Source organism: Rhizobium acaciae (genome assembly GCF_025941625.1).
GTDB lineage: Bacteria > Pseudomonadota > Alphaproteobacteria > Rhizobiales > Rhizobiaceae > Rhizobium > Rhizobium acaciae.
Genome location: NZ_JAPCZO010000009.1, coordinates 125,600 through 148,754, shown reverse-complemented (window position 1 = coordinate 148,754; position 23,155 = coordinate 125,600). Strand labels below are relative to the sequence as shown.

At 61.7% G+C, this 23,155-nt stretch carries 17 protein-coding genes; 5 read left to right on the top strand and 12 right to left on the bottom strand.

Annotated elements, in window-relative coordinates; translation table 11 throughout:
• The 4 genes from OLZ32_RS16260 to OLZ32_RS16245 form a co-directional block, all read right to left on the bottom strand.
• Positions 1-1,182 carry an alpha/beta hydrolase gene (locus tag OLZ32_RS16260; RefSeq protein WP_017991421.1) on the bottom strand — a complete coding sequence of 394 codons (1,182 nt, stop codon included), beginning with the start codon at positions 1,180-1,182 and terminating at the stop codon, positions 1-3.
• 73 nt (positions 1,183-1,255) lie between these two features.
• Complete coding sequence (locus OLZ32_RS16255; protein ID WP_017991422.1) at positions 1,256-4,327, bottom strand: efflux RND transporter permease subunit; 3,072 nt, start codon at positions 4,325-4,327, stop codon at positions 1,256-1,258.
• Positions 4,324-5,409, bottom strand: a complete 1,086-nt coding sequence (locus OLZ32_RS16250) for an efflux RND transporter periplasmic adaptor subunit (protein ID WP_017991423.1) — start codon at positions 5,407-5,409, stop codon at positions 4,324-4,326. The genes OLZ32_RS16255 and OLZ32_RS16250 overlap by 4 nt, the downstream gene beginning before the upstream one ends.
• Positions 5,406-6,479: an efflux RND transporter periplasmic adaptor subunit gene (locus OLZ32_RS16245; RefSeq protein ID WP_017991424.1), complete on the bottom strand. Its 1,074-nt coding sequence runs from the start codon at positions 6,477-6,479 to the stop codon at positions 5,406-5,408. Before OLZ32_RS16245 ends, OLZ32_RS16250 begins: the two co-directional genes overlap by 4 nt.
• Before the next feature lie 111 nt (positions 6,480-6,590).
• Here OLZ32_RS16245 and OLZ32_RS16240 point away from each other — a divergent pair, with 111 nt between their 5' ends.
• Together OLZ32_RS16240 and OLZ32_RS16235 are read left to right on the top strand one after the other, a co-directional pair.
• Complete coding sequence (locus OLZ32_RS16240; RefSeq protein WP_017991425.1) at positions 6,591-7,223, top strand: TetR/AcrR family transcriptional regulator; 633 nt, start codon at positions 6,591-6,593, stop codon at positions 7,221-7,223.
• Positions 7,224-7,298: 75 nt separating this feature from the next.
• Positions 7,299-8,378: a LacI family DNA-binding transcriptional regulator gene (locus OLZ32_RS16235; RefSeq protein ID WP_017991426.1), complete on the top strand. Its 1,080-nt coding sequence runs from the start codon at positions 7,299-7,301 to the stop codon at positions 8,376-8,378.
• A gap of 46 nt (positions 8,379-8,424) precedes the next feature.
• On the opposite strand, the gene OLZ32_RS16230 is transcribed toward OLZ32_RS16235, so the two are convergent.
• On the bottom strand, positions 8,425-9,444 hold the full coding sequence (locus OLZ32_RS16230; protein ID WP_026160246.1) for a helix-turn-helix domain-containing protein: 1,020 nt from the start codon (positions 9,442-9,444) through the stop codon (positions 8,425-8,427).
• Positions 9,445-9,724: 280 nt separating this feature from the next.
• Here OLZ32_RS16230 and OLZ32_RS16225 point away from each other — a divergent pair, with 280 nt between their 5' ends.
• A complete protein-coding gene (locus OLZ32_RS16225; RefSeq protein ID WP_017991428.1) occupies positions 9,725-10,876 on the top strand; it encodes an ROK family transcriptional regulator in 1,152 nt (383 codons plus the stop codon).
• A 267-nt stretch (positions 10,877-11,143) separates the two neighbouring features.
• Here OLZ32_RS16225 and OLZ32_RS16220 read toward each other — a convergent pair whose 3' ends face one another.
• From OLZ32_RS16220 to OLZ32_RS16195, 6 genes are read right to left on the bottom strand one after another with little or no spacing between them, the layout of a single operon-like run.
• The gene (locus OLZ32_RS16220; RefSeq protein ID WP_017991429.1) at positions 11,144-12,190 is read right to left on the bottom strand and encodes a carbohydrate ABC transporter permease; all 1,047 of its coding nucleotides are present in this window, start codon (positions 12,188-12,190) and stop codon (positions 11,144-11,146) included.
• A gap of 1 nt (position 12,191) precedes the next feature.
• Complete coding sequence (locus tag OLZ32_RS16215; RefSeq protein ID WP_017991430.1) at positions 12,192-13,187, bottom strand: carbohydrate ABC transporter permease; 996 nt, start codon at positions 13,185-13,187, stop codon at positions 12,192-12,194.
• A 2-nt stretch (positions 13,188-13,189) separates the two neighbouring features.
• Positions 13,190-14,296, bottom strand: coding sequence for an ABC transporter ATP-binding protein (locus OLZ32_RS16210; protein WP_017991431.1), 1,107 nt, complete (start codon positions 14,294-14,296; stop codon positions 13,190-13,192).
• Entirely contained in the window at positions 14,284-15,648 is a 1,365-nt protein-coding gene (gene pglB / locus OLZ32_RS16205; protein WP_017991432.1) for a polygalacturonase PglB, read from the bottom strand. Before pglB ends, OLZ32_RS16210 begins: the two co-directional genes overlap by 13 nt.
• Positions 15,645-16,739: a beta-galactosidase BglB gene (bglB, locus tag OLZ32_RS16200; protein ID WP_017991433.1), complete on the bottom strand. Its 1,095-nt coding sequence runs from the start codon at positions 16,737-16,739 to the stop codon at positions 15,645-15,647. Before bglB ends, pglB begins: the two co-directional genes overlap by 4 nt.
• 17 nt (positions 16,740-16,756) lie before the next feature.
• Positions 16,757-19,279: a hypothetical protein gene (locus OLZ32_RS16195; protein WP_264421805.1), complete on the bottom strand. Its 2,523-nt coding sequence runs from the start codon at positions 19,277-19,279 to the stop codon at positions 16,757-16,759.
• 190 nt (positions 19,280-19,469) lie between these two features.
• Between OLZ32_RS16195 and OLZ32_RS16190 the strand changes: the two genes are divergently transcribed.
• Positions 19,470-20,753 carry an ABC transporter substrate-binding protein gene (locus OLZ32_RS16190; RefSeq protein ID WP_003549901.1) on the top strand — a complete coding sequence of 428 codons (1,284 nt, stop codon included), beginning with the start codon at positions 19,470-19,472 and terminating at the stop codon, positions 20,751-20,753.
• Between the two features lie 203 nt (positions 20,754-20,956).
• On the opposite strand, the gene OLZ32_RS16185 is transcribed toward OLZ32_RS16190, so the two are convergent.
• The gene (locus OLZ32_RS16185) at positions 20,957-21,880 is read right to left on the bottom strand and encodes a LysR family transcriptional regulator (RefSeq protein WP_017991436.1); all 924 of its coding nucleotides are present in this window, start codon (positions 21,878-21,880) and stop codon (positions 20,957-20,959) included.
• 114 nt (positions 21,881-21,994) lie between these two features.
• Between OLZ32_RS16185 and OLZ32_RS16180 the strand changes: the two genes are divergently transcribed.
• Positions 21,995-23,155 (top strand): FAD-dependent monooxygenase, encoded by a 1,161-nt coding sequence (locus tag OLZ32_RS16180; protein WP_264421803.1) that lies wholly within the window; start codon positions 21,995-21,997, stop codon positions 23,153-23,155.

The following is a 23,155-nucleotide window of genomic DNA, read 5'->3' as shown; positions in this document are numbered from 1 at the left end:
TCATTGCGAGCCGACGACACGCCCGGCCAGACGAAACGGACTTGCGACTGCGGCGCCAGCGGCATCGAAGACATAGGCGCCGACGTCGCCGGCGGTCGACCGCTTTCCGCTTTCGAAGGAGGCAAGCTGCGCTCCGAACTTGGCGAGCGATGCGTAGCGGTCATGCCCCAGCCCGTCGGACGCCTGGATCGACGTGATGTCGATGAGCCGAAGCCTTTCCTTCAAGGCAGCCTCCCTGATGACGGGATCGTCGATATCGAGGCGTCCGACGCGTGCCCGCTCTCCCGCTATGAAGCTCGAGGCCACCAGCGCCCGGTCGTCCTTCGAAACGAGAAGGGATATGGGGATCGGCATCCGACCGATATCCTGCAGCTGGGACCGGAAAACATCGACGTCGATGTCAGGGGCGGCCAGGATCACCGCCAGTTTGCCGATGACGTCGTCGCGATGCTGTAGTTTGAGCTGGCGCACCGCTTCCATGACGAGGAAGCCGCCCATGCTATGTCCGAAAAGGATGATGCGTTTCACCTTTCCTGACGCCGAGAGCGAGGCGACAAGCGAGTCGAGGTCGCTGCGCGAGGAGAGGGCCGCATCGCGGTCGGCGACATAGCCGGCGACGGCTGCGGCGGAAGGCCACGAAAACAGAATCGGAGAGCCCGGAATGTCGGCGTCCGCGGCGATCTGCGCGGTGCGAAACAGCGCCTCCTGATAGCTATAGTTATAGCCATGCACGAAGATGCCGACAGTGCCGTCGGACTGCGTAGAGCGGAGCGCCTCCTCTACGAAGGCGTCCTTTGCAAGCTGCTTGCGCCCGATAACGGCAAATTGGCGTTCGGGATCCGGTCTCGAGGTCGGATAGGTGATCGCGGTGTCCTTCCGGCCGGGAGGGACTGAAAACGCATATTGCTCGTAGGTGAGATTGTCAGCCCAGGTGCTGCCGAACCCGCCGCGTGCGGTGTCGAGGCTCCTGTTCGTCGCAGCGAGCACACTCACCCGGCTTGGGGCGGCTTCATCGGAGTGAAGCGATGCATTCAGATGAGCTGGGAGATGAACGGACTGATGGACCGGGTTCAACACATCGGGCGACGGTCTCGTGGCGCAACCGGCGAGCATCGCCAGGCCGATTGCGACCAGCATCGCCTTGGCTCCCATCGGAAACCCTTTCAAACGCTGTTCCGTCATCGAGCTCGCTCCTCGGAGACCAGGACATGCAGCCGCCGCGGCGGCCGCATGCGATGGACGTAAAGGCCCATGCTCATGCCTTTGCCGCGGCTTCGGCCTGAACACCTTCATCCCTCGGGATCCTGAACCATGCGACGTAGAGCGCAGGCAGAAACAGCAGGGTGAGCGCGGTTCCGACGACGATGCCGCCCATCATGGCGTAGGCCATCGGCCCCCAGAAGATCTCGCGCGAGATCGGGATAAGCGCCAGCGTGGCCGCCGCGGCCGTCAGCATGATCGGCCGCATGCGGTGTTCAGTGGCCTCGATGACCGCCTGCCAGGGCGCCATTCCTTCGCTGCGTAGGTGCTCGATCTGGACGACCAGGATGACGGAGTTGCGGATCAGGATGCCGATCAGAGCCAGCACGCCGAGGATCGCGACGAAGCCCATGGGAGCATTGCTCAGCAAAAGTGCTGCGACCACGCCGATCAGGGCCGTCGGCGCAACCGCGAACACCAGGAAGAGGCGGCTGAAGCTTTGCAGCTGGATCATCAGGATCGTCGCCATCGCAAACAGCATCAGCGGAGCGACCGCCACGATCGGCCCCTGTGAGTCGGCGCTGGATTCGACCGCCCCGCCCACTTCCACCTTGTATCCCACCGGAAGGTTTTTCTGGAATTCTTCCACCTTGGGCTTGAGCTGGTCGACGACCGTGGCCGGTTGCGTCGGACCGACGACGGCCGCCTTGACCGTTATGGTGGGCTGCCTGTCACGACGCCAGATGGTCGGCTGCTCGAGCTCATAGCGGAAATTGGCCACGGCAGAGAGCGGCACGACCTTGCCGTTGGAGGTGGAAAGCTGAAGATTCTGCAGCGTCTGGATGGAGTCGCGCTCGGATGCCCTGGCGCGGCCGATGACGTTGACCAGGTAGATGTCGTCTCGAACCTGGGTGGCCGTCGAGCCTTCGACGATGCCGTTAAGGGCGGTGGCGATATCCTCGGAGGATACGCCGAGTTGGCGCGCCTTATCCTGCAGGACATCGACCTTCACGACGCGAGACGGCTCATTCCAATCCAGGACCATGTTCGCCAGAAGCGGGTGCGATCCGATGACGCCGGCAAATTTCTGGGAGAGATCGCGGACCTTTTGAATATCGGGGCCGCTGACCCGGTACTGGACCGGCTTGCCGACCGGCGGACCGATGTCGAGAAGCTTGACGAAGGCGTCGGTGCCGGGGAACGTTTTCGTCAGATAGTCCTGCAGCTCTGTTCGCACCTTGTCGCGCACGTCGAGCCCCTTGGTGACGATGATCGTCTGTCCGAACGACACGTTGGGCGTCTGCACGTCGAAGGACAGGATGAAGCGCGGGGCGCCCTGGCCGACATAGGTCGTCCAATGATCGATATCCTTGTTGTCGGCCAGCATCTCCTTTTCGAATCTGGCCATCTGCCTGTTGGTTTCGGCGATCGAACTGTTGTGGGGGAGGTTCCAGTCGATGATGAGCTCGGTCCTGTCCGAGCTGGGAAAGAACTGCTGCTGCACCAGCCCCATGCCGCCAATCGAAAGCCCGAAAACGCCGACCGTCAGAATGATGGTGACCCAGCGCCAGCGCATCGCCAGGCCCAGGAGCCGGGAGAAGACCGAGGCGAAGCGGCCCTTCTTCTCGTGATGCGATTTCATCGTCTTCGGCAGGATCGTGACGCCGAGAAGCGGCGTGAACAGCACCGCTACCACCCAGGAGACGATCAGCGAAACCGCGATGACCACGAAAAGCGTGAAGGTGAATTCACCGGCAGCGCTGTTGTTGAGACCAACCGGAATGAAGCCCGCTACGGTGACGAGCGTTCCCGTCAGCATCGGAAAGGCGGTCGACGTATAAACGTGGGTGGCGGCCTTCCTGAGATCGTCGCCCGCCTCCAGGCGCGCCACCATCATCTCGACGGCGATCATGGCATCGTCGACAAGCAGCCCGAGCGCGATGATGAGCGCGCCGAGCGAGATGCGTTGAAGCGAAATGCCGGAATACTCCATCACCACGAAGGTGATCGCCAGGACGAGCGGAATGGAGATCGCCACCACCATGCCGGCGCGAAGACCGAGGCTGATGAAGCTGATGATCAGCACGATGACGATTGCTTCGAAGAGCGCGCGGGTAAATCCGGACACCGCTTCGTCGACGACGGCCGGCTGATCGGAAACGCGGTGGACATCCACGCCGATCGGAAGGTCAGCGACGACACGTTTCATCTGCGCGTCGAGCCCCTCGCCGAACTCCAGAAGATTGGCGCCCTGCTTCATGCCGATCGCAAGCCCGATCGCAGGCTGGCCGTTGAACCGGAACAGCGCCGACGGCGGATCCACGTAGCCGCGTTTGATCGTGGCGACGTCGGTCAGCGGAAAGAAGCGGTCGTTGACCCGAAGATTGATCGATCTCAGACTGTCCTCGGACGTGAATTGTCCACTCACCCGCAAGGCGATGCGCTCCGGCCCGGCGTCGACGAAGCCGGACTGCGTGACGGCATTCTGCGCCTGCAGGGTCTGGATGACCGACTGCTGGTCGATCCCAAGTGCTGCGATCTGGCGCGTGGAGAATTCGAGATAGATCGCCTCGTCCTGGGCGCCGACCACATCGACCTTGCCGACGTTGGGCACGGTCAGGACCTCGGAGCGGGCGCTTTCCACGAGATCGCGAAGCTGCCGCTGGGTAAGGCCGTCGCTGGTGAAGGCGTAGATGTTTCCGAATACGTCGCCGAAGCGATCGTTGAAGAAAGGACCGACGACGCCGGTCGGGAAATCGCCCTTGATGTCGGCGATCATGTTGCGGATGCGCAGCCAGGTGGGAGCGACATCCTTTGCCTTGGTCGTCGGCAGCAGCTCGACGAATACCGTCGTCTGGCCGGCAACGGTCTCGCTCTTGGTGTAATCCAGCGATTCCAGTTCCTGGAGCTTCTTCTCGATCCTGTCGGTCACCTGCCGCGTCACTTCTTCGGCGGAGGCGCCGGGCCACTGGGCGGTGATCACCATCGTCTTGATTGTGAAGTTCGGGTCTTCTTCGCGGCCGAGCTTCACGTAGGAGAATGCGCCTGCGAGAATGAAGACGATCATGAAGTACCAGACGAGCGAACGGTGTTCGAGCGCCCAGTCGGAAAGATTGAAGGACTTCACTGGCTGATCTCCTGGTCGATCCTGATGGCCTGGCCATCTTCAAGTTTATGCACGCCTGCCACGACGACCCTTTCTCCGGGGGCGAGCCCCTCGGTGACGCGGACGCTGCCGCCGTCTTCGACGTCGCCGTCGATCTTCACGCGGCGAAGCGATACCTTCCTGGCCGGCGCATCGACGATCCAGACGCTCGGGCCGCCGCTGCCGACAAGGATTGCGGAGGAAGGCAGGACGATCTGCGGATCGGCTGCAATGGTTGCCGAGGCTGATATGACCGAGCCCAGCCGGAAGGTCGCGGGAGGATCGCTCAGCGCGATCTTGGTCCTGCTCGTACGGGTGGAGGTCTCCGCCTCTGGTGCTATTTCACGCACGATCCCGGACGTGCGGATGGTCGGATCGAGCTGCAGCATCACCTCGAAGGGCGCGCCGATCTTCAGTTTCTGGGCGGCTGCCTGGGGTACGTCGACCACGGCATCGCGCTTATCAGGCCGTGCGATGGTCACGACCGTCTGGCCGGCCGACACCACTTGTCCGACCTCAGCAGAGGTCGCCGTCACCACCCCGTCGAATTCCGCCCGAAGCTGCGCGTAGCCGAGTTGCTCCGTGGCCTTGTCGAGATTGGCCTGTGCCTTGGCGACGGCTGCGGCCGCCGTCCGCCTTGCCTGTTCGGCCTCTTCGAGCGAGGCTTCGGTGCCTGAGCGCGACTCCAGCAACGCGCGCTGGCGCTGCTCTGTGGTCACCGCGTTTCTGAGCTGGGCGTCGCTGTTCTCTACGTCCGACTGCGCGTTGCGCACGGCAAGCTCCAGCGCCAGCGGATCGATGGCGGCAACGACATCATCCTTCTTGACGAGATCGCCGACATTGACGTTGCGGGCGATCATCCGCCCGAGAATCCGGAAGCCGAGTTCGGTCTCGATCGTCGGTTCGATCGTGCCGGTCAGGCTCAAGCTCGAAGACGACGTTGGCTTAACCGTCGTCGACAGCACGGGACGGGGCGCTTCCTCCTTGCTTTCCTCCTGCGGCGTGCAGGAGGAGATCAGGGCCGTACCCATCATCAGTGCGACTATCTTGGGACGAATAATCACTTGGAAGCTTCCTTGACATAAGACACGATTTCACCCGGCCTGAGGAACTTGGTTCCGTCGGCCACCACGACCTCTCCTTCCGACACGCCTGACTTGACGATGAAGCTGCCGGTCTCGTAGCCGGAGACATCCACTGCCCTTGCCGAAACCGCAGACGATGCGGGATCGACAATCCAGACGGCCGGCTTGCCGTCCTTGGATGTCATGGCGGACCAGGGAAGCTGGATGACGTCCTGCGAGACATAATTGAATCTTCCGACGACGGGAGCGCCGAGAGGGATCGCAGCGTCGCTCGATATCGCGACCTTGACCTTGATGGTTCCGGTGGAGGAATCGATCGTCGGCGAAATCTCGCGAACCTTCGCCGCGATCTTCTGCGAGGGGTTCGACAGAAGGGCCACGGTCCCGTCGCCGTCGATCGGCCGCAGGAACGCGCTTTCGACCACTTCAAAGACGGCATCCCGGTCGCCGTCATGGGCAAGCGTGAAGACGACCTGGGCGGCCTGCGCCACCTGCCCGACCTCGGCATTGCGGGCGGTGATCATCCCGTCGGCGTCCGCCTTCAGCTCTGTGTAGGACAGAGTATCCTGAGCGGTTTCCAACAGCGCCTGCGCCGACTTCGTCGATGCCTGCGCGGTCAGAAGCGCCTCCTGCGCCTGGTCGAGTGCCGCACGCGTCGTAACCTGCGTTCGAAACAGGCTCTGCTGGCGGTCGTATGCGAGCTGCGCCTGGGTTTGCTGCGCCTCAGCCGACTGAAGATTGGCAGCTGCCACATCCAGCTCGGCCTTCTGCTCTTCAGGATCGATCCGCGCGAGGAGCTGCCCCGCCTTCACGGACTGTCCGACTTCCACCAGCCGCTCGACGATCTTGCCGCTGACGCGGAAGGACAGATCGGTCTGGACACGGGCGCGGACTTCGCCGGTGACCGCGCCACCTTGGACCAGCGGCTCAGGCTTGGCGACGACGACACCGACCTGCCGTGCGGTTGGCTCAGTCGGCCCGCGCTCATCGCTGCATGATCCGAGACCGACGGCGCATACGATCGCTGTGGCGACCAGAATGGTTCTCATAGTTGACCTCTTGCTCTCAACGGCAGCTGCTATATAATTGACTGACGCATTAGTCAATGAAGCATTGCGCCTGCAGGGACGAGGGCGTGCGCAACAAGGGAGGCGAGGCAAATGGCAGCTCAGAAGAAGATCACGCGCGCGGAACAGAAAGCGCTGCGGCCCATCCAGATCCTGGATGCCGCCTTCGAGGAATTCGTGCGATGCGGTTTCGCGGGCACACGCGTCGAAGACATCGCCGACAGGGTCGGCGTCACCAAGGGTACGGTGTATGTCTACTTCGAGACGAAGGAGAAGCTTTTCGAAGCCATGATCCACCACTTCTCCGTGCCGTTTCAGGAACTGCTGGGGATCACCGAGGGCCTCAGCGGCAGCGCCACCGACCGGCTGCTTTCCATTCTCGGCCTGCTCTACGAACAAATCGCCGAGGATCGCACGACCCGCGAGCTGACGCGGCTCGTCATTGCCGAAGGACACCGATTCCCCGACCTGATCGACCGCCACCACGATCAGTTCATTGAGCCGATCATCGCCAAGGTCGACGCTCTCATTCTGGAGGGTGTGGCGTCGGGGGAGTTTCGCGAAATTCCGGTGGAATTCTCCGAAATCGTGGTCGCGCCCATCCTGACGACGACAGTTCTGCGGCTGATATTCGACGACCGCCGCGTGCCCACTCCCAACAAGGAGGCCTTCCTGCGGGCCTATTTCGACCTGCTGCTCAATGGCCTGCTTGCCAAACCTCACTGATCGCCGAATGGCGAAAAATACCGCGCCAGGCACGTAGCTTTTCTCAGGTTTTTATGTGAAAACATCGAGTTAGCGATGCCTTCGAAGGCACGACCTCAATTCGCGACGGAAAAAGTGGAACGCAAAGTCAATCTCAAGGATGTCGCGCGCGATGCGGAGGTGTCGCTGAGCACGGCCTCGCACGCGCTCAACGGAACCGCGCCGCTGACGATCGAGGTGCGCGAAAGGGTTCTGGATTCGGCAAAACGCCTGGGTTATCTCGACCGCCGGAGGAAGAAGGCGACGATTGCGGCCTTGCGCGTCCTGCTTCTTGCGATTCCCGACGATGCCGCACCGGAGAGCGATCTCAATCTGGTGAGTTGGACGATCCTCAACGGTCTTCGCAGGGAGTGCGAACGCCGCGGCATCAGGATCGTACCCTTCGTCAGCACCGGCCGGCGTATCGACGGCGCTCAGGTCAGGCAGATCGCGCTCTCGGAACGTGCCGACGGCATCGTGGTCCTGAACGATGATCAGCCGGAACTGATCCGAAGCCTCGCCTCCCCTGATATGCCTGTTGTCATCGTCAACGGCGAAGACCCCGCCATGCTGGTCGATACGGTCACCCCCGAAAACCGCTTCGGAGCGCGGCTCGGCATCGAGCACCTGCTGGCGCTCGGGCATCGCCGTATCCTGCACCTGACCTGGAAGGGCCGCACGACGATCCAGCGCCGATATGACGGCTTTTCCGACGCCTATCTTGCCGCCCAGCTTCTCGTGCCTGACGATATGATCGTCGAGGCCGAGGGATATGAGCCCAGGCACGGCGAGGCAGCCATCAACGCGCTGCTCGACCGCGATCCCACGGTGAAAGGGGCGACCGCCGTCTTCTGCGCGGCCGACAATCTGGCACTCGGCTGCCTGAAGGCATTGGCCGATCGTGACATACGCGTGCCGGAAGCGATTTCGGTCCTGGGGTTCGACGACATCGTCCCCGGCGAATTCAGCCGTCCGCCGCTGTCGACGGTCAGCGTTCCCACAGACAAGCTCGGCGCCGCCGCTTTGGCGCTGATCGAACAGAGGCTGATCGCCAACGATCCGCAGCGGCCGGCCCATCGCCTGGAACTCGGATGCCATCTCGTCCTGCGTGGCAGTATCGCGGCACCGCGCTCCTAGAGCATGATGTTGTCCGAAAACCGTTCACACTTTTCTGCGTCCTTCTTTATCGCAAGCGCTCGGCCCGCAGGCGCGTATCGCGCGGGCTTTCTCCAAAGGCGCTGCGGTAGATAATAGAGAACCTGCCGGCATGAGAAAAACCCCACATCGCGCAGATTTCGCGGACGGATCGCTGATTCATCGGGTCCCGCAACTGGTCGCGGGCTGCCTGCAGCCTGATCGTGCGCAAGTAGCCGCCCGGTGAAGTTCCCCGGAAGGCCCTGAAACCCGTTTGCAGCGCGCGAAGTGAAACACCGACACCATCGGCAACCATCGTCATGGTGAGGGGCTCTGCGATATTGGCGTGCATATAGTCGATAGCACGCCGGACATGCCACGGCGCGACCAAACACACTTTCTGTTTTTCCAAATAGCCGGAAAGACGGTGGCGGCCAAATCGGATCACGAGGTTAGCCAGCGTTTCGCTCATCGCCGCCAAGGCCAGAGGTGAAGACAGAAGCGGACCGTCATTGCGCATGCCCTGCACGATCGTCTGCACCAGACTGCCGATAAGCTGACCCGACGGTGTTGCGAGATCCACGACAGGCTCAAGGTCAAGCGACTCGAGGATCGGCGTTTCCACAAGTGAAACGAGCATTCGCCTGACAATTTTCCAGTCCAGAAAGAGGGCGTCCGAGCAGTGCGGGCCATGGATGAAACGATCGCCAGCTTCATGGTTGTTGGCCATGAGAAGATGACCCGCCCCACTTTCAACCACCTTTTTTCCAACGGACAGTCGGAAGGATCCCGTGTGCGGAATGTAAAACGCAAGGTGTTGCGGGGTCTCATCGAGCGTTCGAATTGTCCAGGAACTCTGATAAACCGAATGAAGCACCGTAAATGCCTCACTTGTTCTCAAGTCCGCTGCCCAGGCAAAGGCCCGGTCGTTGCTCAGCGGCTTCGCGCCAAACACCCCGTAGCCTGCAGAATAGGCACGAACCATCGACTCGAAGTCACTGCCTTGATGCGTTGGCGCAAACCCGTATGCGTCACGCTCGGGAGCGCGCGCCGTATTTTCGGATCTCAACGATATCTGCAACTCGGTTCTTTCCCTTTCCACACCCCGACCGGCTAACCGCCTATCAAGCGCTCCATCTCGTTTGAAATCGCTGCGCCGCCAATATCGTGCCTTCCAAACGCTTAGGGCACAATCACCTCCACCTTATTGCTGTCATCCCGGCTGGCTTGGCCAACCTCGATGAAGTAAGCAGGGCCGGCAAACCGGGGATCGAATTCCCTGTTTGACAGAAGCAGAATGCCCTCCCAATGTGGTTCACACTCACAGTGTAAATCAAAACGAACCGAAAATGAAGTATGATCCGTTAAATCATGTTGCCGCGCATTTTTTGCGAGACACGCAACCCATGCGCGTAGCCTCCCGCAACGAGCGCGACCTGTTGCGGCTGATCTGGAAATCTCCGGGGATCGAGCGCTCCGACCTGACAGAGCCGCTCGATCTCACCCAGCAATCGTTGCACAGGATCGTCGCGCGGCTTCATGAGCGAGGAATGCTTGTCTTTTCCCATTCGGAAACCCGGCGGCCGGGACCGCCCAGCCCGGAGCTGACCCTTCGCAAAGAATGGTGTTTAACCCTGGGCATCTCCGTGAACGTCGGTTCGATCGGCCTTTGCCTCATGGGTTTCGGCGAGCCTTTGGAAAAAATGGAAATCCCACAGGCGGGCTCCTCGCTATCCGTTGAAATGGAGCGGATCGAAGCGGCGGTCGAAGAGCTTCTTGCCCGCCGGGGCGCCGAACGGCATGACGTCCTCGGCGTCGGCCTGGCCGTCGCCGGTCACCGTATGCTGGAGACGGCCTTCAATTGTCCCTTGCCGCTCGCTCATTGGTCGTTGATCGACCTGGCGCCCTTGCTTGGAGAGCAACTTGGCCTGCCGGTCTGGGCAGACAATGTCGCCAGGACCGCAGCCTTGGCGGAAGCCATTTTCGGCGTTGGCCGGGATGTCGCGGATTTCGCCTATATTGCCCATCTGCATGGCTATGGCGGCGGCCTGGTTTCCGGAGGCATGCCGTTTCGCGGCAATTTCGGCAACGCCGGCGAATTTTCCGTCCTCTTCGGGCGCCAGGACTACGAGGAGCGCCCTGCACTCGGCGTCCTGCTTGAACATCTTCGTGCCAACGGGCGTTTGAACTTGACCCTGAGAGACCTGAAGAACGAGAAGCTGATGGAATGGGATGGTGTTACGGAGTGGGTCGACCGCGTCACGCCGGCCCACAATCGCGCCATCAATGCAATCTGCGCAATATTTGATCCGGCATTGATCGTCCTTGGCGGCGAGCTTCCGCATTCACTCGCGAGAATGCTGATCGAACGGACAGAATTCAACAACCTGCCTCGGCATGGGGTTTTACGCGACATCCCCAGGCTTGCCGTAGCACAGATAACCGATGCCCCCGGCGCAATCGGCGCGGCCCTGATCCCGCTCTTCGAAACCGTTTTGTGATATTTGCAGGACGCCGAAATCGTCGTCAACATAGCCTAAAACGGCCGCCCATCAGGTCGCGGAGGCGGCCGGCTTCGGTGGCAAACGCTACGCTCGCCGCGGAGCTACCGCCCACAAAATGGGCGGCGATTTTGGGAGCCATGCACGAAGACAAAAACCGAAACGCGCCGCATGAACTAGGTTCAATGCGACGCGCCTCAGCCGGGAGGAAGACGTGGTATGGGTCGTTCGGCGATTGCGGGGAGGTCTATCTCCACGCAGGGCCGTTCACTTCATGCCTGTTCCAGCGATGCCGGTGGTGATGTACTTCTGCAGGAACAGGAAGACGACGGTAACGGGCAGCAGGCTGAGGAACGTCATCGCCAGGATATAGTGCCACTGCACCGAGAACTCTCCCTGGAATGCGTTTAGGCCGACCTGCAGCGTGAAATTCTCGCGGCTGTTGAGGACGATCAACGGCCACAGGAAATCGTTCCATCGCCAGAGGACGGAAAAGATCGCCAGCACCGCGAGCGCCGGCGCTGTCAGCGGCAGGATGATCCGCCAGAAGATGCAGAATTCGCTCGCCGCATCGACGCGCGCCGCCTCTATCAGTTCATCGGGTATGGTCAGCATATATTGCCGCAGCAGGAAAACGGCGGTCGGCGAGGCGACCGTCGGCAGGATGACGCCCCACAGGTTGTCGGCAAGCCCGACCCCGACGATGACGAGATAGGCCGGCACCATGACCACGGCGAGCGGGATCATCAGCGTTGAAATGATGATGACGAAGACGGTCGTATCCCCTGCAAATTTGTATTTCGACAGCGCGAAGGCCGCCATGGCGTTGACGATGAGCGTCAGAAGCGTTGCGACGAAGGTGACGAATAATGAATTCTTGAGGAAGGTCAGGAAGTTGAAGCGCGTCAGCGGATCGGTGTAATTCTGCGTGGCGACCGTCAGCTTCTGCACCGGCGTCATCCCCTTGACGTCGACGCTGAGGGGTGGTCCCGGATTTGCGGGATCGACCATCTGGGCCTTGAGGCCGATGCGGCGGACCATGGCCATTTCACGCATCTGACCGTCGACGGTGACCTGCCAGAGGCTGAGCGGCTTGTCGAAGCCGGGCACGGTCTGCTCGACGGCGGCCCGAGGAAGCAGCGTCGGCGGAAACCGGGTGATCTCGGCCGCCGGCTTCAGAGAGGAGAGGCCCGCCCAGAGGACCGGAAGCAGCACCACGAAGGTTCCGCCGATCAGCCAGACCCATGACAATATGTCGGTTATATCGATGCGTCCGGCCCGGCGTGTGCGCGTGAAAAAGCTGATCGGGTTCATCTCAGGACTCCATTCGCTTGCCGATGCGCAGCTGTATGAGGGTGAGAACCAGAAGCACCAGCCCCATAAGAACCGATGCGGCGGATGCGAGACCGAAGAGGCGAAGATCGCTGCCGAATGCCATCTGGTAGATATATTGGACGATGAAGCTGTTGGCCGTGCCGGGGCCGCCGCCATTGGTCAAAACCCAGGCCTCGTCGAAGATCTGGACGGACTTGATCATCAAAAGAATGAACACGACCAGCAGGTTCGGAGCGAGCAACGGAAGCGTGATCCTGAAAAGTGTTCGGCGCGGCGAGGCGGCATCGATGGAGGCAGCCTCATAGAGCTCCTTCGGGATGGCCTGGAGGCCAGCGAGGAGGATCAGGGTATAAAAACCCATGTGAAACCAGACCGATACCGCGACGACGAAGAAGCGCGACCAGCCGACGTCGAGCAGGAAGATCTCAGGGGGAACGCCGATCATCTGGAAGAAGGCGTTCAGGAGCCCGTTGCGATCGAGGAACCATTTCCAGATGAGACCGATGACGACGGGAGACAGCAGGACGGGATAGAAGAACATCGCCCTGAAGAAGCCGCGCGCGACGATCGCCCGATTGAGGATCAGCGCCGTGATCAGCGCCACCAGCAATGTGGCGACGACATTGAAGGCCACGAACCAAAGCGTGTTCCACACAGCCGTCCAGAACAGCGATTCCTGGCAGGTTCCCGGCTGCAGATAATTGCCGCAGGAAAGCAGCGTGCGGAAATTGTCCAAGCCGACGAAGGGGCGCTCCGACACGAAAAGGTTCGTGCCGCCAGTGAAGGCGTAACCGATCGCGATCGCGATCGGAAGGAACGTGAAGATAGCGAACAGAACGAGGTTCGGCGCCAGGAACAGCCATGGCATACGCTTGCGGCCGAAGATGCGCTCGATCAGATTTATCGGAGCTTCGACCACCCTCATCGCCGTTTCCCCTGCCTGGGACAGCAATGCACCTGCCTTGAGCGCCGCCATGTTCAGCGCCTCCCCTGTCCGGGCCGCCGGGCAAAAGCTAGGCCGCTTTCGGGATCGAACAGATGAACCCGCCCCGGGGCGGCATCAATCAGGATGTGATCGCCAGGCGCCGGCGCGAAATGGCCGGCCTCATGAATGATGATCTGCTCGTCCTCTCCCGCAAGGTTGCCGTAGACATAGGTCTCGGTGCCGAGGCCCTCGTGATACTGGACGATGAACGGCAGGCCCTGCTCGCTGGAGCGTGAAAAATGCGCGGGCCGGATACCGGCGAGAACGGCCTGGCCGACCGCAATGCCGGCGAGATCGACATCGCTGACGATGCTGCCGCCGTTGCCGACATCGATGGTGACGCCGCTTTCGCCGACGCCTGATACCTTGCCCTTGATGATGTTCATGCGCGGCGAGCCGAGGAAGCCGGCGACGAAAAGATTGCGCGGGCTATCGAACAGGTCCAGCGGTGCTCCGACCTGCTCGACCCGCCCGGCGCGCAGCACGACGATCTTGTCGGCCATCGTCATCGCCTCGACCTGGTCATGCGTGACATAGATCATCGTCGTCTTGATCTCGCGGTGGAGCTTGGTGATCTCGGCCCGGGTCTGGACGCGTAGCGCCGCGTCGAGATTGGACAGCGGCTCGTCGAAGAGAAAAATGTCTGGTTCGCGCACGATGGCCCGGCCGATCGCCACGCGCTGGCGCTGGCCGCCCGAAAGCTGCTTCGGGCGCCGGTCCAGATAGGGTTCGATCGCCAGCATCCTGGCAGCTTCGGCAATCCGCGCTTCGATCTCGGCGCGTTTGAATTTCAGGTTCTCCAGGCCGAAAGCGAGGTTCTTGCGAACGCTCATATGCGGATAGAGCGCGTAGGATTGGAAGACCATTGCGATCTTGCGCTCTGCCGGCGAGAGCGCGCTGACGTCGCGGCCCCCGATCGCGATTGCGCCCTCCGTGACCTCTTCGAGGCCGGCGATGACACGCAGCAAGGTCGACTTGCCGCATCCCGACGGACCGACGAAGACGACGAACTCGCCGTCTTGGATATCGAGTTCGACGTCATGCAGGACTTTGACCGAGCCATACGACTTGTTGACGCTGGAAAGTTTTAGTTCTGCCATGTCCCACTCCCATCAGGTGCCGCCGTTTCGAAGACAGCGTCGTTTTTGTTCCAGCCTTGCGGCAGCGGTGTCGGCCTCGTGATCCGCACCTCGTTCATCAGGATCCCGGCGACATCAGCCACGTAGACGGCCGGCATTCCTCCCGGATAGTGCTCCAGACCGATCACCCGCCCGTCCGATCCGCGGGTCCAGGCATTGGCGCGGCCGCCGCCATCGGCTTTCGGGGAAAGGTCCGCATTCGTCGGACGCAAATCATAGGATCGCGCCGTGCCGAGCTGCCCCGGCTGCTGGTCTATAGCGATGCGCGCCAGCGATGCGTTCCGGATGCCGGCCGACGAGGTCGAGATGACTGTGATCGCCCCCTCCATCCGCCCGGTGATGTCCTCGACGATGAGATTTTCGATGGCGCCTGCCGTGCGCTCCGTAACTCGGTCGACGACATTGACAGTCAGCGCCTCCCCCGAGCCCCAGAAGCCATCGGGGGTCTCGCGGCACTCTACCGCAATTCTCGAAAACCTGACGTTCGATATCCGGCCGCCGTCGCGCGAAAAGACACCTAGCGCCCTGTTGGAAGATGAGACGCTGCAATCCTCGAACACGACATTGGTGACGTCGCCATGGGTTTCCGTGCCAATCTTCAGCGCGCAGCTGAGGCTCTGAACGGAGCAGCGGCGGACAAGAATGTTTTCGCACCGCCCGATGGCGACACGATCAGGACCGATGCTCGTCTTCAGACATATGCCGTCGTCGGCCGTCGATATCCGGCAGTCCTCGATGACGGCGCCGCGGCAGGCATCCAGCACGATGCCGTCGGTGTTGGGAAGGCGGCGGTCGTTGTCGATAGTCACGTTCCTGACGGCAACATCGGTGCAGTTGACAAAGTGCAGCGTCCACATCGGCGAGCGGCTGATATGGATGGAGCTGATCTCAACCTCGTCGCAGTCCTCGAAGACGACGACACGGGGACGAAATTCGGCCGGGATGAAGGTTCCCACCGTCTCGTCGTCTCCCACGATGAAGCTGTCGCAACCGGCTTCGATGCGGCCCGCCCCCGTCAGGCTGATCCGCCGCGCATCCTTGGCGACGATCATGCCGCGGTCCGACTTTTCGGCGATCACCGAAACACTCGTCTGCGCATAGGCGGCATAGTCCGGAACGGGACGCAGGGTCGCGCCGGCGGCCAGATGAAGGTCGACGCCGGATCTGAGCTGGAGCCCGCGGCAGACATGAATGCCGGCCATGAGCTCCACGCGTCCGCCACCCGAAGCCGACAGGCCGTCGATGGCCGCCTGCAGGCGGACCGTATCGTCGCCCTGCGCCGGTTCGATCGCGACGAGAGACACAGGGCTCATTGGCGCTCGCCGTTCTCGAGAAAGACTTCCGTCAGGAGCAGCATGGTCAGCGCCTGCCCATAAGGCGTCGGCACGTTCGGAATGCGCCTGTAGAAATCGAGGTCATGACCCATCGGCGTGCCGTCGGAGACGCCGTGGACGACGCCTTCTTCGTCGATCTGCGCCAGCACCGCCGCAAGCGCGCGCTCCGCATAGGCCCTGTCGTCCTTGTCGAGAATGCCGGCATCGATGGCCCGCAATATGCCATAGGCAATGCCTGCCGTGGCCGAGGTTTCCAACGGCGAAGACGGATCGTCCAGTAGCGTCGTGAACATGCCGTCCGGCCGCTGGTATGCTTTCAAGGAGCGCACCTGGCTGACGAGGACGTTCGACAGAAAACGCCGGTCCTTCTCGCCGAGGGTCGGAACGAGATCGAAGAGCTCTGGGATGGCGACGGTGATCCAGGCATTGCCGCGCGCCCAGAAGGCATTGGCGAAATTGTGCCGCCCGTTGAAGGTCCAGCCATGATACCAGAGCCCGCTGACCGGGTCGGAGAGGTAACGGGTGTGGATCACGAATTGATAGACGGCCTCGTCGATCCATTCGCTGCGCTCGCAGAGCACGCCGGCCCGGGCGAGAAACAGGCAGGCCATGAACAGCGTATCGTCCCACAATTCGCCGTCATTGAGGCGCTCCTTGACGACGTGCTGAAAGCCGCCGTCTTCAGTCTTCGGCAGTTCCTTGACGAGCCATTCGGCCCAGTCCTCGACGAGAGCGCGAAAATCGGGACGGTCGACATGCTGGACGAGGATTGCAAGCGGCAGCATCGGCGCCGTGCTGTTGATCTGGCGCGGCGGCAGGCCGCGTTCGATCTGGCCGGCATACCAGGCGACGAGCTCCTGCAGCGCTTTCTGATCATTGGTGGAAATGGCGCGCCGCAGGAAGCCGTAAAGACCGACGCCGACTTCCCAGTCCCATTCGTCGAACTGGATTCCGGAGGCGGAATTTCCCGTCACGAGACCTTCCTTGATGCCTCTGAGCCGGCTGAAAGCCGTTGCCACGCGATCGATCGTCGTCAGGAGGGCGGCGTTATCGACAGATGTTGTGTTCATGCTGGAGACCTATATTTTTAGGAGTAGAACGGCCCGTCAGTGCCGGCGCCGGAGGCTGCACTGTCGTGGGTGAGGATCGGGTGCGGCTGATCATGAGTGAAGGGCCTCGCCTCGCCGCCGATCGAAAGACCGTCGGCATAGGACAGGCAGATCGCCGGGCCGCCGGGCGGCGTCAGCGCGAGATGCCGAAGCCCGGGATCGAAGGAAACCGTCGTCCGGCACAGGCGTTCGATGAATGCCTTGAAGGCGTCGCCATCGCCGCATCCGACGATACCAGCCCAGCCGCAAAGCTGCCCGTAGGAGCGCGCCTCGCGGCCGGCGGTCGGGCCGTCGGTGATCAGCTCCAGGCCGTTCGACGCCCAGAGGGCGGAAAATCCCCGGCCCGATCGCGTGATGAGCCACTTGTCTTCGATGATGAGATCGTCCAGGCCGTCGCGGCCGATATAGGCGTGTGTCCATGCATGGCGTGCATCGCTTGTGTCCTCGATCAGGAGAGCGACGTCGCGATGCTGGGCAACGCGCGGCAGGATGCCGTTGCCGGCCCAATAGGACGGCCTTTGATTGCCCCAGGGATCGTCCTCACCGGGATGATTGACCCACAGCCTCGCCATCGGGTGGCCGGCCAGCCGGATGTCGATGACATGCTGCTGGTGCCCCTTCTGGCCGGACTTGTGATCGACGACCGTCGAAAGCTGCGCCGCCTCGTTCTTGAACAGCACGAGTTTTCCGCTCTCGAGTCCCTGGCTGTAACGCGCCTCGACACTTCTTCCCCGGTTGAGCGTCGCAAGTTCGCCCAGATCGGCGGGCGGCTCGTAGCTGCCGGCGCAGAACATGGTCAATGCCGCCACACCATTGTTCAGCCAGCCGGTTCCGAAGGCGACCTGGGCGAAGGGCGCAAGCTCGGTCAGCGGGCCGGCGCGCAACTCCTTGTCGTAAGCGCGGCCCTGCGATCCGGCCGGAACGCCTGCGAGCGTATGAAGGGCAATCATCCGGAAGATGAGATCGATCTGGGCGCGGGCGCGGGCCGATATCGTTGTCTCGGCCCAGCGCTCCAGCGCCAGCAGGCCGATGAAATCGATCGGGTAATAGGCGGCCGAGTTCCACTCCGCCAACCCATGGGCTTCGACGCTGTCGAACCAGCGCCCGAGCCGCTCGCGGCCAAGTTCCGCCTGCTGACGCCCCGTCCGGCCCGAGGCCGAAAACACCTCGTCGGGCAGAAGAAGTCCCGCCAGCAGCTGGCTCGTGTGAAAGCAGAGCACATGGTTCTCGCTCCAGAACCACATCGCGTCGTTACCCGGCTCGTCGACCCAGTAACGGTAGGAGCGAACGGAATGCCTAATGCGGGCGACCACGGCATCGGGCATCCGGTCGGCATAGGCGCCGAGCAGCCACAAGAGCGGCACCATGATGAAATCCGAGCAATCCTCGCGCGCATCGATGGAGGCGAGCGTCGCATCGATGACGCGGTCGAAGCTTTCCTGGTCGTGATGGCCGGTTTCCATCATCGCAATGAGGCGCCCGACGCGGTTTGCGCCGAAGCGGGCGCTGTATTCCAGGGCCCGCCGCTTGCGGGCGGCGAGCGACGCCTCCGCCGGCAACGGAGAAATGCTGCTCATGAAGGCGGCATCGATGACGCGGGTGACCGAACCCGTGCCGCTGCCGATCGTCATGTGGACGCCGTGATAACCGTCCGCAATGCCGCAGATATCGTCGGCCGTGAGGCCGCTCTGATAGGCCTTGAGCGTCAATCGGGAATGCGCGAGAACGGGCCGCTCGTGACCATGACCGACGACCTTCAGCTCTACCGGCAGATCGCGTTCGGGCGCAGTGCCGAAGATGATCTCCAGCGGCTGATTGACGAAGACGTCGCGAGCCGGACGGACGCCGCGCGCAAGGGCTTCCAGCTCGCGGACCTCATCCTGATCCAGCGATACGGGCAGCAGCACGCAGAGCGGCTCCTCGTCCAGCATCTCGAGCTCGAAGAACCACATCGTATCACGCTCGGCCAAGTCTTCGGTGTGGACGAGGATCTGGTTGTCGCCGGCGTCCAGCGCCAGCCGTATGTCGGTTGCGCTCTCGGTGTTGCGCTTGAAGGGCTCGAAGCGCACAGCCTCCTGTCCGTTGACCCATATGCGAACGCCGCCGCAGGTCTTCAGTCTGAGATTGAGCGTTCGCGCGGTCTCCGTTCTGAACGTGCCCTTCAGCCATCGCCTGAGATGCGTCGGCACGTGCCAGAAGCCGGTGAACTCGACGCGGCGGTTCGAGCCGGGAAGATTGAGGCTTTCGGTCGGCCAGGCGGTGTCGGGCAGCAGCGGCCGCCCGACCATGGTCGACCAGAAGGCCTTGCGGCAGGGCAGGTCGCCGACATCGACGAAACCGTTGATGAAACGATAGTTTACGCGGTCTTCGGCCGGCGCGGGCTCGCCGGGAAAATAGCTGGCGATGAGGCCGGAAACGGCCCATGCCGTGATCGTCTGCCCCTCGGCCGCGCTGTAGGCTGGCGCCATATCGTCCGGCTGCTTGATGTATTCTGTTTTCACAGACCGCCTCCTCCGCAATCCTATGAAAATATTTTCATTAGATTTTTGTGCGCGCTATTTTTGCAAATTGCTCAAAAACATCGCTATTGCCGCAGAAAATAGCTTGACGGGACGAATGTCAAGTATATGAAATTGATTTATCGATGGCTAAGGCCGCGATTGATGAAAATGTTTTCATGGGAGGATGAAAATGAAAACCTATCTCTCAGGGGCCTTCGCACTTGCGTTGGCAACCGTTTCTTTCGCTTGGTCCAGCGTGGCCATGGCGGAAACCAAGACAATCACCTTTCTTTTCACCGACGACGACCAGGCTTACGTCGAGCGGATGGAAGCGCTCAGCAAGGAATTCGAGGCGGCGCATCCCGACGTCAAGGTCAACTTCGTCTCTTCGGGCTATGATGCGGTCGCCAAGCAGCTGCCAGTGCAGCTTGCCGTCGGCGAAGGCCCTGATATCGCCAAGATCACCGACTGGCAGCTTGCCCCCTATTACCTCGACATGCGCCCCTACATGAAGGACCCGGATGGTTTCGCAAAGCTGCACGGCGACAGCCTGAACACGCTTCGCTTCCCCGGCGTCAACGATCCGCAGTCGATCAACGGCTATATCGCATCGCAGACCTTCAACCTGCCCTTCGTCAACAAGACGCTGTTCGAACAGGCCGGCGAACCGCTTCCGAAGCCTACCGCCACGCTGAAGGATATCGTCGAAGCCTCGGCGCGCGTCGCCAAGGCGACCGGCGCTCAGATCCCCTTCACGATGGACCGCTCGGGCCATCGCTTCTCCGGCGCGGCATTCTCCTACGGCTCGAACTACGTCAAGGACGGCAAGTTCTTCTTCCCCGACGATGCCGCCAAGCGCTATGTGACGGATCTCTACGGCTGGACGCAGGACGGCTCCTTCCCCAAGGAAATGTGGGGTGCTGCCGGCGGAACCCAGTACAAGAACATGGGCGACGAATTCGTCAACGGCAACGTCGTGACCTATCTCGCCGGCAACTGGATGGTCAATCCGTTCCAGAAGAAGATCGGCGACGCCTTCGACTGGACGGCGATCAGCGCGCCGTGCGGCGATGCCGGCTGCTATGCGATGCCCGGTGGCACCGCGATCGTCGGCTTCAAGCGCACCAAGTCTCCGGAGGCCGTGGCCGCGTTCATCGAATTCCTCGGCTCTGAAAAGGTCCAGCGTGAAATCGCTGAAAACTACGTCGTCCTGACGGGCGCCGACATCAAAGACCCGCAATACAAGCTCGAGAGCAAGAATGCCAAGGAAGCGATGGCCGTCTTCCTCGGAAGCCGCAACAGCGTGCCGCAGGCAGCCCGGGACCTGGAACGTCTCAAGGGATCCTCCGCCATCTATCAGCTCATCGTCCAGAGGATGAGCCAGTTGATCGTCGGCGAGCTTTCCCTCGACGAGACCTTCAAGGCAATGAATGCCGACGTCGACAAGGTCAACGAGGCGCTCGCCGCCAAGTAACCCGGTCACGTCACGCGTTGTCCCGCATCATGCGCGCATGCAGCAGCCACGGCCTCGCAACAGGGCCGTGGCTTTTTCGTTTTCTCTCGAACGCTTCGATGCGTTTCGAATTGTCGATGGCTTGGACGCCTGGCCTCGGTGGAGGTTGAACTGTCTATGCTGCCGATGCGGCAGCTTGATAGCCTGGCGCTTGCGCTCAACGGTCAGGCACGATCACGCGTATGCGGGGGAATGGCGGCGATTTCCTTCGTCAGCGCAACGAAATTCCGCACGATCGAGAGCTTCAGATCACGCCGGTAAGCAATGCAGAGCGGCAAGGGTGAAAGTTGGCCGGGAGCGAGCGCGCGATAAGCGATGGCCTCCGGATGCAGGACCTGCATCGAGGCCGGAACGATCGTGACGCCACGGCCGCCGGCAACGAGGTTGATGGCGGCGACGATGCGATAGACTTCGTCGACGATCGCAGGCGTGACGCCTGCTCGATCGAGGGACTGCAAGATACGCTCGAATATGCCGGGGCCGTCGGGTCGACGATAAACGACCACATCCTGCCCCTCCAGCATTTTCAGCATGATCGGCCCAAGGCTTTCATCCGCGAGGGGATGACCAAGGGGGACGGCGACGATCATGTCCTCTTCGGAAAGCACCGTGCTCGCCAGATCCGGAAATCGATTTGCGTCGATGTGCAGCAACGCCGCATCGATACGCCCCTCCTGCAAGGCGAGAATGAGTTCGTAGGTCTCGCTTTCTTCGACCGCGATTTTCACGAGCGGATAGGAAAGACGGAACTGCTGCAGCAGCTTCGGCGCCAGAACATGCAGCGACGCCGAACTCGTAAAGCCGACTGACAGATGGCCGGCCTCGCCTTTGTCGTACCGCCGGACGTTCTCGACTGCCTGACCGGCCCGCTTCAGGATGTCGCGGGCGTCGGCAAGGAAAACCGCGCCGGCGGCGTTGAGCACGATCTTCTTGGGATGCCGGTCAAAAAGGGAAAGGCCAAGCTCATATTCGAGATCGCGGATCTGCTGACCAAGCGGCGGCTGCTGGATGTTGAGACGCTCGGCGGCCCGCGAGATGCTCCCCTCTTCTGCGACGGCCACGAAATAGCGGAGGTGTCTCAGTTCCATCGGTATCCAACATAAACTTAAAAGGTTTCAAACATAAATTATATAAATATTTTACATACTATAGATGTCGGATTACGACTAGCGCCATCTTGATTGCCAAGGGAGGAAAATCGCATGGCTGGAAGTAAACCGAAAATCGCGATCGTTGGTGCCGGCATGGGCGGTCTCGCCGCCGCGGCGACCCTTCGCCAGGTCGGTATCGACGTGAATGTCTACGAGCAGGCACCGAAATTTGCCCGCATCGGCGCCGGTATTCAGATGCTGCCGAATTCGTCGCGCGTCCTGCGCGGTATCGGCGTCCTCGACAGGCTTCAGAAGCTTGCGTTCGAGCCCTATTCCCACCTCAACCGCGTCTGGGATACCGGTGAGATCAAGCGCGAGCTTCCGATGCCGGAAAGCCTTTACGGCGCTCCCTTTCTCTGCATGCACCGGGCCGACCTGCATGAAGCGCTTTATTCCGTATTGCCGCCGGAGATCGTTCACCTCGGCAAGAAGCTCGTCGGCCTGGATCAGACGAAGGCTGGCGTCACACTGTCTTTCGCCGACGGCACGAAGGCGGATGCCGATGCCGTGATCGGCGCCGATGGCGTGCATTCGCTCGTTCGCGACATCGTCGCCGGTCCTGACAAACCGATCCACAAGGGCCGGATCGCCTACCGCGCGGTCTTCGACGCAAGCCTGATGAACGGCGGCGAGATCCAGGCATCCAGAACGAAGTGGTGGGGTGTCGATCGCCACATCGTCATCTACTACACCGCCGCAGATCGCAGCACGCTCTACTTCGTCACCAGCGTGCCTGAGCCTGCCGACTGGCTGACCTCGGAATCCTGGTCCGCCAAGGGCGACGTGAAGGAATTGCGCACCGCCTATGAAGGCTTCCATCCAGAAGTGCAGATGGTTCTGAATGCATGCTCGGACTGCCACAAGTGGGCAATTCTCGAACGTGAACCTCTGCCGCGCTGGAGCGACGGACGCGTGGTGCTTCTCGGCGATGCCTGCCACCCCATGACGCCCTATATGGCGCAAGGGGCTGCAACCTCGATCGAGGACGCGGCAGTGCTGGCGCGGTGCCTTGCCGGCCTCGACAATGACGGCATCGAAGGCGCGTTCCGCCGCTACGAGGCAAACCGCAAGCCACGCACCTCACGTATCCAGGCGATTTCGAGCGCCAATACCTGGATGTCGGGAGGCAACGAAGACACCTCCTGGCTCTATGGCTACGATGCGTGGAACGTGCCGCTCGTGGGCGAAAACGATATGGCGCTTGCCGGATAA